Origin of the sequence: Aeromicrobium sp. REDSEA-S32_B7 (assembly GCF_001626145.1) — a bacterium.
In the GTDB taxonomy this organism is placed as follows: Bacteria; Actinomycetota; Actinomycetes; order Propionibacteriales; family Nocardioidaceae; genus Aeromicrobium; species Aeromicrobium erythreum.
Genome location: NZ_LUNF01000084.1, coordinates 1 through 12537 on the forward strand (window position 1 = coordinate 1; position 12537 = coordinate 12537).

Genomic DNA, 12537 nt, shown 5'->3' on the forward strand with positions numbered 1-12537 from the left:
GACCAGAGTCGAGGATCCCGGTGAGGAGCTGGTCGAGGGCGGTGACCCGGCGGATGCTGGCGGGTCGGTCGTCCTCGGCGCAGGTGGGGGCGGAGAGGGACTGCAGGACGGTCTTGAGCTTGGTGCCGGTGTCGAAGGGCAGGAACCCGGTGACGGCGACTCCGTCGCCGACGACGGAGACCTTGAGGTCGTGGCGGTCCATGCCCTTGATCCAGGCCTCGTCGAGGTCGTCGGGGTGGGCGGTGGCGCGCAGCTTCTTGACGGCCTTGCGGATCTGGACCGGCTCGGCCTGCTCGGCCAGACGCAGCATCCAGTCCATCGAGTGTTCGACGACCATCGGGTCGATGTGGCGGGCGGCGTAGCCGAACGCGTCGACGTGGTCCAGGGACACGGCCCCCTCGACGGCGAGTGACTCCAGGTCGGGCATGTCCCGCAGGGTCGGACCGGAGCGGACCAGCTGGCCCGCCTGTCTGCCGTCGAGGTGGAGCTGGTCGCGCAGCCAGTTCTTCAGGCTCGAGCAGCCCTCGGCCTCGAAGTCCCGATGCTCGTCGATCTCCGCGACCAGCGCCACCTTCTCCGCGTCGATCGCGTTGGAGAGCCCCTGCAGCAGCCGCAACGCATCGGTGCTCGTCGGGTACGCACGCAGCTCAGCCGCGACGGCCTCAAGCCGGGCGGCGAGTGCGGTGCTGGACATGCCTCCATGATACCGAACGGGTGTTCGAACATCAACACTTTGACGGCTCAAACGACCTGCAATTCCAGGATTTTTCCTTCGCGTCCACCGCGAAGGCCGACCCTGTCCGCCCCGCGAGGATCCTCTTGTCGCGAACGGCCCGGTCAGGCCGCACCCACCCTCACCGGGCGCGCCGGCACGGGGTCAGTGCTTGAACGGGTTCAGCGACCGCCCCATCAGGTACTGCAGGCGGAACGGCACCGGACGCATGGCGTGGGAGAGCACCTTGTTCACGCGGCCCGGGACGCACACGGGCTTGCCCGACTCGACGGCCGCCCAGCCCTCGCGCGCGACGGCGTCGGCCTCCTGCCAGAGGAGGGCCGGGAGCCGGTTGGCGGCCTCGGCGCTGCCCATCGTCGCGTGGAACTCGCTGCGGGTGAAGCCCGGGCAGAGCGCCGTGACGTGGACGCCGTGCGGCTTGAGCTCCATGTCGAGCGCCTGCGACATGTCGAGCACGTAGCTCTTGATGCCGGTGTACAGCAGGCTCTCGCCGGGCGGGGCGAACGCCGCGAGCAAGGTGCCGGCGCGGCCGTTCGTGCTGGCGGCGCAGCAGTACGTGGCCGACCCGACCCGCTCCGTCGGCGACATGCACCCGTTCTACACGTACGCGCACGTGCCGGCGGGCTACACCGGCGACGCGACCGAGGCGATCGTCGCCCAGGTCGAGCGCTTCGCGCCCGGGTTCCGCGAGCGGATCCGCGCGACGGCCGTCTGCAGCACGACGCAGATGTCGCGGAAGAACGCGAACTACGTCGGCGGCGACATCGTGTCGGGCGCGAACGACCCGCTGCAGCTCGTGTTCCGCCCTCGCGTCACCCTCCATCCGTACGCGACCGGAGCCGACGGCGTCTTCCTCTGCTCAGCCGCCACTCCTCCAGGCGCTGGTGCGCACGGCATGTCGGGCTACTGGGCGGCGCAGGCGGCACTGCGCTCGCTCACCTGAGGCCCACGAAGATCGGCTGCCGCACCGCTGTGCGCGACGTGGAGCACCCGCTCGCGCGCCTCAGGTCGAGCAGTGCGTGTAGTAGTACTGCGACACCTTCGTCGAGGCGTCGAGGTACTCCTTGGAGGAGAAGTCCGCGAACGGGCTGGTGCCTCCCGAGCTGCTGGCCGAGGCCGAGCTGGACATCAGGTCGGCGAGGACCTTCACATCGTCGGCGATCTCCGCCGGGGCGGCCTTGCGCAGCGCCTCGTACTTCGCCGCCGTCTCGTCGAGCTGCTGGCGCAGGGCGTCGAGGTCGGGGGTGCCGCCCTCGCTGTTGAGGTTGTCGAGGCTGCTGAGGCTGCTGTCGCGCAGGTCCTTCATGACCGAGCAGAACTGGTCGGAGTCGCCGGAGCCGCTCGCCTCGTCCCCACCCTTGTCACCGCCCTTGTCGTCGCTGTCCTTCGAGGCCGACGTGCCGGCCACCGGGCTGCCGGAGTCGTCGTCGCCGGTGAGGGCGCTGATGCCGAAGTAGCCACCCGCGACGAGCGCGGCGATGACGCCGAGCACGAGCAGGACGCGGGCGACGCTCGTCCCGCCGCTGCTCGTCGCGTCACTGCTCGTTGCCTCGGTGCTCCCAGCGCCGTCGCTCGCGAGTGCGGTCGGGGCCGGGGTCGGCTCGAGCGGGACGGTCGGCTCGGCGACGGGCGCGACGGGCGGCTCCTCGACGGGGGCCTCCTGCACCGGGCTCTCCTGCGTGGGGGGCGCGGGCGGGGCCGGCGGTCCCGGCGGCGGAGGCGGCGGGGGCACTGCCGCGGCGCGGGCGGCGATCGCCTCCCGGACGGTGTCGTCGCCGTGCTCGCCGAGCCACTCGAGGAGGCCGTCGTAGGCCTGGGGGTGCGCGGCGATGAGGGGCCACGTCTCGCGGTCGGCCTGGGCGATCTCGTGCAGCCGGGCTGCGGAGGTCCGGGGGTCGGCGGCCTCGCGCTGCAGGTCGTCGTTCGTCATGGTCTGGCTCCGGCGTAGGACGAGTGGGGACACGCGCCACGACCTCAGCTGGGCTCAGGCCGCGACGCGATCTTGCGCCATCGTACGACTTGGCCCGGTCACGTCCGACGCGTGGTCTCGTGGCTGTACGGCGGTGACTTCTCCACCGAGAACGGCCCGCGTCCGGTGGAGGATCCACCGCCCGCGCGCCCACGCCCCGAGCGGTGCGAGCGCCACCGAACGAGCCCCTCTTCCGGTGGAGGATCCACCGCCCGGGCGGGCGAGCGGCGGATCAGCCGAGGAGGGGACGCACGCCCTCCGCGAACCAGTACGCCTCCTCGACGTGCGGGTAGCCCGAGAGCACGAACTCCTCGATGCCGATGGCGCGGTACTGCTCCACCAGCTCGGCCACCTCGCGGTGCGACCCGACGAGGGCCGTGCCCGCACCACCGCGCACGAGGCCGACGCCGGCCCACAGTCCCGGCGCGACCTCGAGGTCGTGGGCGTCGCGCGCGTCGCGCCGCCCCTCGTGCAGGGCGCGCATGCGCTGCTGGCCCACCGACAACGACGCCCCCAGCGTGTCCTGGGCCTGCGCGACCACCGCCGGGTCGAGCTCGTCGAGCATCTGCTGCGCGACCGCCCAGGCCGCCTCGCTGGTGTCGCGCGTGATGACGTGGAGCCGGATGCCGAACCGCAGCTCGCGCCCCTGCTCCTTCGCCAGCCCGCGGATCCAGTCGAGCTTCTCGGCGACCAGGTCGACCGGCTCGCCCCACGTCAGGTAGACGTCGACGTGCTTCGCGGCCACCGGACCCGCGGCCGGCGACGAGCCGCCGAAGTACAGCTCCGGCAGCGGGTCGGGCGCCTCGCGGGTGCGGGCGTCGCGGACGTCGTAGTACTCGCCCGTGAAGTCGAACCCGCCGTCCCACGCGCCCCGCACCACGGTGAGGAACTCGTCGGTGCGGGCGTAGCGCTGCTCCTGCGTGAGCCGGTCGCCGAAGCGCGCCTGCTCCGCCGGCTCCCCGCCGGTGACGACGTTGAGCAGGAGCCGCCCGTTCGACAGCCGCTGGTAGGTCGCGGCCATCTGCGCGGCGAGGGTCGGCTCGATCGAGCCGGGGCGGAACGCGACGAGGAACTTCAGCCGCGACGTCTCGCGCACCAGTGCCGCCGTGGTGAGCCACGCGTCCTCGCACCACGTGCCGGTGGGCGTCAGCACGCCCTCGTAGTCGAGCAGCTCGGCCGTGCGCGCCACCTGCGCGAGGTAGTCGATCGACGGCGGGCGGAACGCGTTGGCGGTGCCGGCTCGGCCCCCCGGGTGGCCGAGGCCGCCGGGCACGCCGTGACCTCCGCCGACGAGCGTGCGCCCGTCGCCGGTCGTCGGCAGGAACCAGTGAAAGGCCGTCATGCGCCCGCCCCCTTCGCGGCGGCCAGCACGGCGTCGTCGTAGCGGTCGTCGAAGTAGTCGGCGAGGCTGACGTCGCGGCTCAGCTGGCCCTGCGCGACGAACGCGTCCCACATGTCCTGCTCCGACGGCACGGCCTCGGCGACCGGGATCGGCTGGTAGGTGCGGCGCCCGATGGCGCTCTCCGTCACGTCGGCGGGCAGGCCGGTCTCCTTGGCCCATGCCTTCGCCCACTCAGACCGGTGGGAGTTGGCCCACGCCTGCGCCCGCGCGAGCCGCTGCAGGTAGTCGCTGACGGCGGCCTCCGTGGCCGGGTCGTCGAGCGCGTCGTCGGAGGCCACCTGGAAGGCCAGGCCGTTCACGACGCCGTCGCCCGTCACCAGGACCTTCGCGCCGTTGGCCACCTCGGCCTGCGACGTGAACGGGTCCCAGATCGACCACGCGTCGACGTGCCCGCCGGTGAACGCCGCCAGACCCTCGGCCGGCTGGAGCCACACGGGGTCGATGTCGTCGAGGGTCAGTCCGGCGGTCTTCAGCTGCGCGAGCAGGTGGTAGTTCGCCGAGCTGCCCTTCGCGACGGCCACCTTCTTGCCCTCGAGGTCGGCCACCGAGGTCACGTCGGAGCCCTTCGGGACGACGATCGCGTCGCCCTGGGCGCCCTGCTTGGACGCCTGCACGACCTTGAGCTTCTTGTCCTGGTCGATGGCGAACAGCGGCGGCGTGTTGCCGACCCCGCCGACGTCGACGGCGCCGCTGGCGACCGCGTCGAGCAACGGCGGGCCCGACGTGAACGGCTTCCACTGCACGTCGTACTGCACGTCGTCGAGCTCGCCGGCGGCGGTGAGGAGCGCTTCGGAGCCGCCCTTCTGGTCGCCGACGACGAGCGTGACCTTGGACAGGTCGACCGTGCCGTCCGCGCCGACGGCGTCGGCGTTGGACGACCCTCCGCAGCCGGCGATCACCAGCGCGGCGGCGGCGAGGACGGCGGGCAGGGCGAGACGGGAGCGGTTCACGAGATGGCCTCCTGGGCGGTGCTGGTGAGGGTGGCGGACGAGGGGCGGACCCCGAGCTGGTCGAGCAGGGTCGCGCGGTGGGCGACGAGCCGCGGGTCGTGCAGGGCGCGAGGACGCGGCAGGTCCAGGCGCAGGGAGTGGGCGACCCGGCCCTGGTCGAGCACGATGACCCGGTCGGCGAGCAGCAGGGCCTCGTCGACGTCGTGGGTCACCAGCAGCACCGACGCCCGGTGGCGCGCCCACACGCGCAGCAGCAGGTCGTGCATCTCGATGCGGGTCAGGGCGTCGAGCGCCGAGAACGGCTCGTCGAGGAGCAGCAGGCCCGGCTCGCTCACGAGCGCTCGGGCCAGCGAGGCGCGCTGAGCCTGTCCGCCGGACAGCGTCACGGGCCAGACGTCGGCCTTCTCCGTCAGCCCGACCTCGCCGAGCAGCTGCCGAGCCCGCTCGTCGCGCTCGCGCCGGCTGCCGGTCCGCAGGCCCAGGGCGACGTTCTGCGCCACCCGGCGCCACGGCAGCAGCCGCGGCTCCTGGAACGCCACGGAGGTGACGCCGTCGACCTCGGCCGTGCCGGCGTCGGGGGCGTCGAGGCCCGCCAGCAGGCGCAGCAGCGTCGACTTGCCCGAGCCGCTGCGCCCGAGCAGCGCGACGAGCTCGCCGGGCGCCACGTCGAGGTCGAGGTCGTCGAGCACCACGGTGTCGCCGAACGCGCGGCGCAGGCCGCGGACCTGGACGGTGGGCGGGACCGTCGGGGCACGCAGCGCTTGGGGTGCGTTCAGCCGAGTCGCCATGCGAGGGCCTTCCTCTCGAGGATGCGGACGAGCGCGTCGGTGAGCAGGCCGAGCACGCTGTAGATGAGCAGCCCGGCGACCACCTCGCCGGTGCGGCCGAACCCGGCGGCGTCGGAGACGAGGTAGCCGATGCCGGCGGTGGTGTTGATCTGCTCGGCGACGATGAGGGTCAGCCAGGCGACGCCGAGGCTGAGCCTCAGGCCGACGAGCGTGCTCGGCAGCGCGCCGGGCAGCACGACGTGCCGCAGCCGCTCGGTCCAGCCGAGGCCGAACGCCCGCGCCGCGTCGAGGTACTTGGGGTCGACGCCGCGGATGCCGGCGAAGGTGTTGACGTAGAGCGGGAACGCGACGCCGAGCGCGATCAGCGCGTACTTCGGGGCCTCGTCGATGCCGAACCAGAGGATGAACAGCGGCAGCAGCCCGAAGTGCGGCAGGGTGCGCAGCATCTGCATGGGCGCGTCGACGACGTCCTCGCCCAGCCGGGACAGTCCCGCGACGACGGCGAGGCCGACGCCGACGACCGCGCCGAGGACGAAGCCCACGAGCACCCGGGTCACGGACACCTGGATGGCGTCCAGCAGCCGCCCGTCGGTCCACAGCCCCACGAGGGAGTCGAGGACGTTCAGGGGCGAGTCGAGCTTCTCGCGCGGCAGGACGCCGGTGCTCGACGCCAGCTGCCAGACGGCGAGCAGCGCCAGGGGGCTGATCGCCCGACGCCAGGCGCGGCGGGGCTGTCCTGGCCGCCGCGGCCGCCGGGTGCGGGCCAGAGGTGCGGTGAGTGACATGGCCGCCACCCTCGCCCGACCGTTCGAGCCCCTCGCGGGCTGCTCACGTCGTGGGCAGACCGTGGGACCCCTGCGACCTGTGCTATCCCGAGGTCACCACGGCACGTCGTCGCCGTGGCGGTCGAGGAAGCGCAGGCCCGCGCGCCCGCGCTGGGCCTCGATCGTGTCGACCAGCGGCGGCCCGGCGCCAGCAGGAGGATGCTCCGAGAGCCGCCGGCCTGCCGCACGGCGTAGCTGCGCACCATCTGGTTGAGCGCGGCCTTCGTCGCGCGGTACACCTCGAAGCCGCCCGACGTGTTGTTCGCGACGCTGCCCTGGCCGGACGACATGACCGCGACGGTGCCGTCCGCGGCCACGAGGCCGTCGAGGCCCTCCACCGTGCGCATGACGCCCAGCACGTTGGTCTCCATCATGCGCGTGAAGTCGTCGGTGGCGATGTCGACCCCGACGGCCTCCTGAGGGGCGAGCGAGATGCCCGCGACCACGAGGAGGAGGTCGAAGGTCCGGCCGCGCAGACGCTCGCGGAGCGCCGCCACCTGCTCGGGCCGGGTCACGTCGAGCCGCTCCACCTCGACGGCCTCGCGGTGCCGCTCGGCGAGCGTGCGCAGGCCCGACGGGCCGTCGGACCGCTCGGTCGCCACCACGTGCGCCCCCCGCCCCACGTACTCCTCGACCACGGCCAGGCCCAGCCCCCGGGTCGCACCGACGACCAGCACCTTCCGGGTGGTCGCGCGGGTGTCGGTGTGGCGCGTGTCGGTGTCTCGCGTGTCGCTGCTGTTGTCCTTCATGGGTGCCCCCTGGGCTCGGCGACGAGCTTTCGCTCATCAGTTGTTGAGTCAACGCTAGCATGTCGCTCAACAGATGTAGAGTGAAGGGATGACGGACTCCCAGCCGACCCGCGCCCAGCGCCGCGAGGCGACCGCCGCACGCATCCTCGAGGCCGCCCAGGAGGAGTTCGGCACGCACGGCGACGGCGCCACCATCCGCGGCATCGCCCGGCGCGCCGGCGTCGACCCGTCGCTCGTGCTGCAGCACTACGGCTCGAAGCAGGCGCTGTTCGCCCTGGCGGTACGGCCCGTCGACGACCTCGACCACGACGACGTCCCGCGGCACCTGGAGGAGGTGCTCGACGTCCGCCTCCACGAGCTGCCCGCGCCGACCCGCGCGCTCCTGCGCTCGATGCTCACGTCGCCGCAGGCCGCGCAGGTCATGAGCACGTACCTGCAGGAGCGCGCAGCGACCCTCGCCGCGACCATGGACGACGAGCAGGCCGCGACCCGGGCCGCGCTCGTCGTCTCGAGCATCATGGGCGTCACGATCGCGCGACACTTCCTCGACCTGCCCGGCCTCTCCGACGCGAGTGGGAGCGACGTCGCCGAGCTGGTGGAGCGGTGGCTCGACCCCGGTCCCCACCGTCCGACGGGCGAGGGCTGAGCGCCGTCCCCCGCCGGCGGACGGCCGCCACCGGCTGCGGTTGACCTTGCCGGTGTCGGGGCGCAGACGTTCGGCGACCCGTTGCCACGACCTCGGCCGTCGTTCGGGCGCCAGCCGCTCGGCCGCCCAGCGCTCGAGGTCGGCGAGGTCGGCGTCGGTCTCGACCACGGCGTGCACCACCTGGCCGAGCCGGTCGTCGTCGGCGGGCACCACGACGCAGGCCCGCACGTCCGGGTGGGCCTCGAGCACCCCTTCCACGTCGGCCGGGTATACGACCGTCCCCCCGGTCGTCACGACGTCCGCGAGCCGATCCTCGACGAAGAGGAAGCCGTCGGCGTCGAGGTACCCGACGTCGCCGAGGGTGTGCCAGCCGTCGCGGACGGTGGGCTCGGCGCCGACGTAGGAATAGGTGGGGTGGTCGCGCCGCATGAGGATCTCGCCGCGCTCGCCGGGCGCGCAGTCCTCGCCGTCGGTCCGGGCCACGCGGAAGCGGGTGCCGCCGCAACCGCGGCCGACCGAGCCCGGGTGCGCGAGCCACTCGGCGCCGGTGATCATGGCGACGCCCTGCGACTCGGTGCCGGCGTACACCTCGACCACCCGCTCCGGGCCGAGCCAGTCGATCCACGCGCGCTTGAGCCACGCGGGGCACCGGGCGCCGAGGTGCAGGACCTGCTCCAGGGACGACACGTCGGCCGCCGCGAGCGCGTCGGGTCCGAGCCGGTGGACCCGGTGCATCGTCGCGGGCACGAGCACCGACCACGTCACCCGGCGGCGCTCGACCAGGCGGAGCCACTCGGCGGGCTCGAACGTCGGCATGAGCACCAGCTCGTGCCCGGTCATGAGGCCGCGCATGGCGTACACGAAGGGTGCGGCGTGGAACAGCGGGCTCGCGACGAGCTGCACGGCGTGCCGCGGCACGAACGGCGCGACCGGACGGTCGAGGTCTCGCCGAGCCGCCCGTCGACGACGAGGGCCGGACCCGTCAGGTCGAGGACCGCCTGCCGCTCGGCGACGTCGAGCGTCGGGGCCAACGGCTGAGGCGTGGCGCCCAGCTTCCAGGCCGCGACGCACGCGCGGACCAGGTCGATCCCGCTCGGGAGCGCCACCGTGACCACGTCGTCGAGCCCCACCCGGTCCTGCCACGCCCGGGCCAGCCGGTTCGTGTCGTCCTCGAGCCGGCGACGGGTCCAGACGTCATCGCCGTCGTGCACCGCCACGGCGTCCGGCGACCGCTCCGCCAGCACGGCGAACGCTCGGCCGATGGGCAGGTCGGTCACGACGCGTGGCCTGCGTAGACCGCGAGGTGCGCCCGTGCCGCGGCGTCCCACGTGTAGGAGCGGGCGAGCTCGCGACCCGGTACCGCGTCGGTCGGGCCACGGAGCACCCCGTCGATGGCGTCGGCGATGCCGGCCGGGTCGGTCGCGAACGAGACGGTGGGCCCGAAGACCTCGCGCAGCACCGGGAGGTCGCGCGCCACCACGGGCACGCCCGCTGCGAGGGCCTCGAGCGCCGCCAGTCCGAACCCCTCCTTGGTCGACACGAAGGCCATGGTCCGCGCGGCCGCGACGAGCGACGGGAGCGCGTCGTCGTCGACCACGCCGAGCATCGTCGGCTCCACGCCCAGCTCCCGTGCGCGTCGGTCGAAGGCGGCGCGGTAGTCGCGGTAGTCGAAGAGCGTCTCCCCGCCCGCGAGGACGAGCCGCAGGTGCGGGTGCCGTGGTCGCAGCAGTGCGTACGCCTCGAGCAGGTCGATGCTGCCCTTGCGCGGCTCGATGCCCCCCACGGCCAGCACGTAGTGGCCCAGCTGGTCGCGCCACCGGTCGCGCTGCGACGCTGCCGCCGGCGACGCTGCCTGCTCGAACCGTCCGGCGTCGACGCCGTTCGCGATCACCACCGGCTGCGCGCCGTACTGCTGGCGCACCTCGCGGGCGACCGCCTCGGAGACGCACACGTGCCCGGCCGGCTCGAGCACCGCGCGGTCGTGGCAGGCCACGAGCTCGGGCGTCGTGAACGTGTCGAGGTGGTGGATCGTGCGCAGGCAGCGCAGGCCCGCCGCCAGCGCCGCGTTCGCGCTGATGCAGTCCTGCGCGTGCACGACGTCGTAGTCGGCGCCTCTCAGGGCGTCGCGCAGGGTGCGGATCGAGCGCAGGATGCGGGCGCCGACCGCCTCGCCGGGCACGTCGGGGAACGGCACGGGACGCAGCCCCACCGCCGGGTCGACGGCACGGAAGAAGGTGCGGTCCCCGCCGCGCGCGAGCGTCCACACGTCGACGTCGGCACCGGCCCGGGCGAGCGCCTCGGCGAGCGCGAGCGTGTGCACGACGCCGCCGCGCGGCTTGGTCGAGTACGTCAGCAGGGCCACCCTCATGACGGCTCGCGACCTGTCGTGACGTAGCTGTCGGGACGCAGCTCGTCGAGGTGGTGCAGCACGCGGCGCGACCGCGCGACCTCGTGCTCGACGTCGACGTCGGCCACCGCGATCCCGCCCTTGGACCAGGTGCGCGCCAGCACGTCGCCACCGGGCCCCACGACCTTGGCCTGGCCGAGGAAGCGCAGCCCGCCGAGCACCCCCGTCTGGTTCGACGACGCCCAGACCACCTGGTTCTCGGCCGCGCGGGCGCTGTCGTACAGGTCGAAGAGCCGCGACTGCCGGTCCTGCGGCAGCCGCGACGCCCGGTCGGTCACGCTGGCCGGCCACGCCGACAGGCAGGCGACGACGCGGGCACCGTCCAGCGCCAGCGACCGCGCCGACTCCGGGAAGGTCTTGTCGTAGTCGATGAGCATGCCGAGGCGGCCGAGCGGCGTGTCGAACGCCTCGAACCGGTCGCCGGGCGCGTAGACGAGCGACTCCCCCAGCGGCTGGTGCACCTTGCGGTGCCGCCCAAGGACGCCGTCGCCCGACACGCACAGGGCGGCGTTGTGCCGAAGTTGCTCGCCGTCGACCTCGGCGCTCTCGGTGTAGCCGAGGCACACGACCATGTCGCCCGCCGCGGCCGCGACCTCGGCGAGCCGCGGGTCGTCCTGCGCCAGCGTCGGCGGCAGGTCCGCCCGAGGGTCGCGCAGGTCGGTCAGGTAGCCGCCGAGCGTCGCGTCGGGCAGCACCAGCAGCTCGACGCCGTCCGCGCGGGCGGAGTCGATGATCGCTCTGACCTTCGCGAGCGCACGGTCGAGGTCGCGCCCGAAGTGCGCCGCGACCGCACCGATGCGCATCAGGCCTCCGCGGGCACCGAGCGCTGCGCGCCGACGATGCACTGCGCGACGTGCTCCGCGTCGGCTGCGACGCCGAGGAACCGTCCGGACCCCCACGTGTGCATCCACGGCAGGCCGACGAAGAACAGGCCGGGCACCGCGGTCACGCCGCGCGTGTGCGTCGGGCGTCCCGTCCCGTCGAACACCCCGACCCGCAGCCAGCGGTAGTCGGGCCGGTAGCCGATGGCCCAGACGACCGACGTGATCCCCTCGGCGGCGAGGTCGAGGCTCGTACAGGCGCATGCCGTCGAGGGCGAAGGCCCGCAGGTCGATGTCGCGGCCGCCGTCGCGGCCGGTCACGTAGTGGTTCGTCTTCTCCCGGGCGGCCAGGCCGCCGGGGTACTGCGCCACGGCCGTGTCGTACAGGCCCATGTCGGCGAGCCACGTCATGCAGTCGCGGCCCCGGTGGAAGCGCGCGACGCGAGGCGCGTCGCCCAGCGCGAGGTGCACCTGGCGCCCCTCGAGGTGCAGGTCCTCCGCGATCTGCGCGCCGGACTGCCCGGTGCCCACCACGAGCACGCCACCCTCGGGCAGCTGGTCGGCGTTGCGGTACTGCTGGGAGTGCAGCTGGGTGACCGACGGGTCGATCGCCCGCGCGAACGCCGGCTCGATCGGGCGGTGGTACCCGCCGGTCGCCACGACCACGTCGTCGGCCTCGAGGGTGTCGGGGCCGTCGGGCGTCTCGAGGTCGAGCACGAAGCCGCCCCCGTCGCGCTCCCGCGCCTCGACGACCCGGGTGTGCGTCCGCACGGGCGGGTCGAAGGAGCGCACGTAGTCGTCGAGCCAGGCGACCACCTCGTCGCGGGTCATGAACCCGTCGGGGTCGGGACCCTCGTACACGTGGCCAGGCAGGCGGCAGTGCCAGTTGGGCGTCACGAGGGTGAAGTTGTCCCAACGGCTGTCGGCCCACTCGTGGGCGGGGGTGGCCGCCTCGAGCAGGACGTGCTCGACGCCGAGCCTGGTGAGGTGGTGGCTGACCGAGAGCCCGGCCTGGCCGGCCCCGACGATCGCGACGCGGATCATCGGCTCACCTCCACCGGCAGCGGCGGGTGCATCCGCAGCACCTCGACGACGTCCGTCGGCGCGTGCGCCGCGGCCGAACGGCGGATCTGCTCCTGCGTCGCCGCGGACGACGTGCACGCGAACCCGTAGCGCAGCCGGACCCGCTCGCTCGCGATCGTGAGCGCCGCCGTCGAGCGGTCGACGAAGTCCTGCACGGTGTAGCGG

General features: G+C 73.7%; 12 protein-coding genes and 3 pseudogenes. 2 read left to right on the forward strand and 13 right to left on the reverse strand.

Features of this window, described 5'->3' with window-relative positions; translation table 11 throughout:
* Positions 1-694, reverse strand: a 694-nt coding sequence (locus A6Q79_RS06410; RefSeq protein WP_317697184.1) for a DUF222 domain-containing protein, incomplete at its 3' end; no start/stop codon positions are given.
* Positions 695-877: 183 nt separating this feature from the next.
* Positions 878-1321: an SDR family oxidoreductase gene (locus A6Q79_RS06415; protein ID WP_289017200.1), complete on the reverse strand. Its 444-nt coding sequence runs from the start codon at positions 1319-1321 to the stop codon at positions 878-880.
* Between A6Q79_RS06415 and A6Q79_RS06420 the strand changes: the two genes are divergently transcribed.
* A complete protein-coding gene (locus A6Q79_RS06420) occupies positions 1320-1676 on the forward strand; it encodes a hypothetical protein (protein ID WP_317697187.1) in 357 nt (118 codons plus the stop codon). The two genes, A6Q79_RS06415 and A6Q79_RS06420, sit on opposite strands and share 2 nt — an antisense overlap.
* Before the next feature lie 60 nt (positions 1677-1736).
* Here A6Q79_RS06420 and A6Q79_RS06425 read toward each other — a convergent pair whose 3' ends face one another.
* The 6 genes and pseudogenes from A6Q79_RS06425 to A6Q79_RS06450 form a co-directional block, all read right to left on the reverse strand.
* The gene (locus A6Q79_RS06425; protein WP_289017204.1) at positions 1737-2663 is read right to left on the reverse strand and encodes a hypothetical protein; all 927 of its coding nucleotides are present in this window, start codon (positions 2661-2663) and stop codon (positions 1737-1739) included.
* 271 nt (positions 2664-2934) lie between these two features.
* Positions 2935-4044 carry an LLM class flavin-dependent oxidoreductase gene (locus A6Q79_RS06430; protein WP_067860157.1) on the reverse strand — a complete coding sequence of 370 codons (1110 nt, stop codon included), beginning with the start codon at positions 4042-4044 and terminating at the stop codon, positions 2935-2937.
* A complete protein-coding gene (locus A6Q79_RS06435; protein WP_286690483.1) occupies positions 4041-5054 on the reverse strand; it encodes an ABC transporter substrate-binding protein in 1014 nt (337 codons plus the stop codon). Before A6Q79_RS06435 ends, A6Q79_RS06430 begins: the two co-directional genes overlap by 4 nt.
* The gene (locus tag A6Q79_RS06440) at positions 5051-5842 is read right to left on the reverse strand and encodes an ABC transporter ATP-binding protein (protein WP_286690484.1); all 792 of its coding nucleotides are present in this window, start codon (positions 5840-5842) and stop codon (positions 5051-5053) included. Before A6Q79_RS06440 ends, A6Q79_RS06435 begins: the two co-directional genes overlap by 4 nt.
* Positions 5827-6627 carry an ABC transporter permease gene (locus A6Q79_RS06445; protein ID WP_286690485.1) on the reverse strand — a complete coding sequence of 267 codons (801 nt, stop codon included), beginning with the start codon at positions 6625-6627 and terminating at the stop codon, positions 5827-5829. Before A6Q79_RS06445 ends, A6Q79_RS06440 begins: the two co-directional genes overlap by 16 nt.
* A 275-nt stretch (positions 6628-6902) precedes the next feature.
* Positions 6903-7415 (reverse strand): annotated as a pseudogene (locus tag A6Q79_RS06450) (SDR family NAD(P)-dependent oxidoreductase); the annotation flags it as partial.
* A gap of 88 nt (positions 7416-7503) precedes the next feature.
* Here A6Q79_RS06450 and A6Q79_RS06455 point away from each other — a divergent pair.
* Positions 7504-8061, forward strand: coding sequence for a TetR/AcrR family transcriptional regulator (locus A6Q79_RS06455; RefSeq protein WP_286690487.1), 558 nt, complete (start codon positions 7504-7506; stop codon positions 8059-8061).
* Positions 8062-8145: 84 nt separating this feature from the next.
* On the opposite strand, the pseudogene A6Q79_RS18580 reads toward A6Q79_RS06455, so the two are convergent.
* The 5 genes and pseudogenes from A6Q79_RS18580 to A6Q79_RS06475 all read right to left on the reverse strand — a co-directional run.
* Positions 8146-8913 (reverse strand): annotated as a pseudogene (locus A6Q79_RS18580) (AMP-binding protein); the annotation flags it as partial.
* Positions 8898-9338: an AMP-binding protein gene (locus tag A6Q79_RS06460; RefSeq protein WP_317697194.1), complete on the reverse strand. Its 441-nt coding sequence runs from the start codon at positions 9336-9338 to the stop codon at positions 8898-8900. The gene A6Q79_RS06460 and the pseudogene A6Q79_RS18580, both read right to left, overlap by 16 nt.
* Positions 9335-10429, reverse strand: coding sequence for an MSMEG_0565 family glycosyltransferase (locus A6Q79_RS06465; protein WP_286690489.1), 1095 nt, complete (start codon positions 10427-10429; stop codon positions 9335-9337). Before A6Q79_RS06465 ends, A6Q79_RS06460 begins: the two co-directional genes overlap by 4 nt.
* The gene (locus A6Q79_RS06470) at positions 10426-12333 is read right to left on the reverse strand and encodes a nitrilase-related carbon-nitrogen hydrolase (protein WP_317697197.1); all 1908 of its coding nucleotides are present in this window, start codon (positions 12331-12333) and stop codon (positions 10426-10428) included. Before A6Q79_RS06470 ends, A6Q79_RS06465 begins: the two co-directional genes overlap by 4 nt.
* Positions 12330-12537: pseudogene (locus tag A6Q79_RS06475) on the reverse strand (hypothetical protein); the annotation flags it as partial. The pseudogene A6Q79_RS06475 and the gene A6Q79_RS06470, both read right to left, overlap by 4 nt.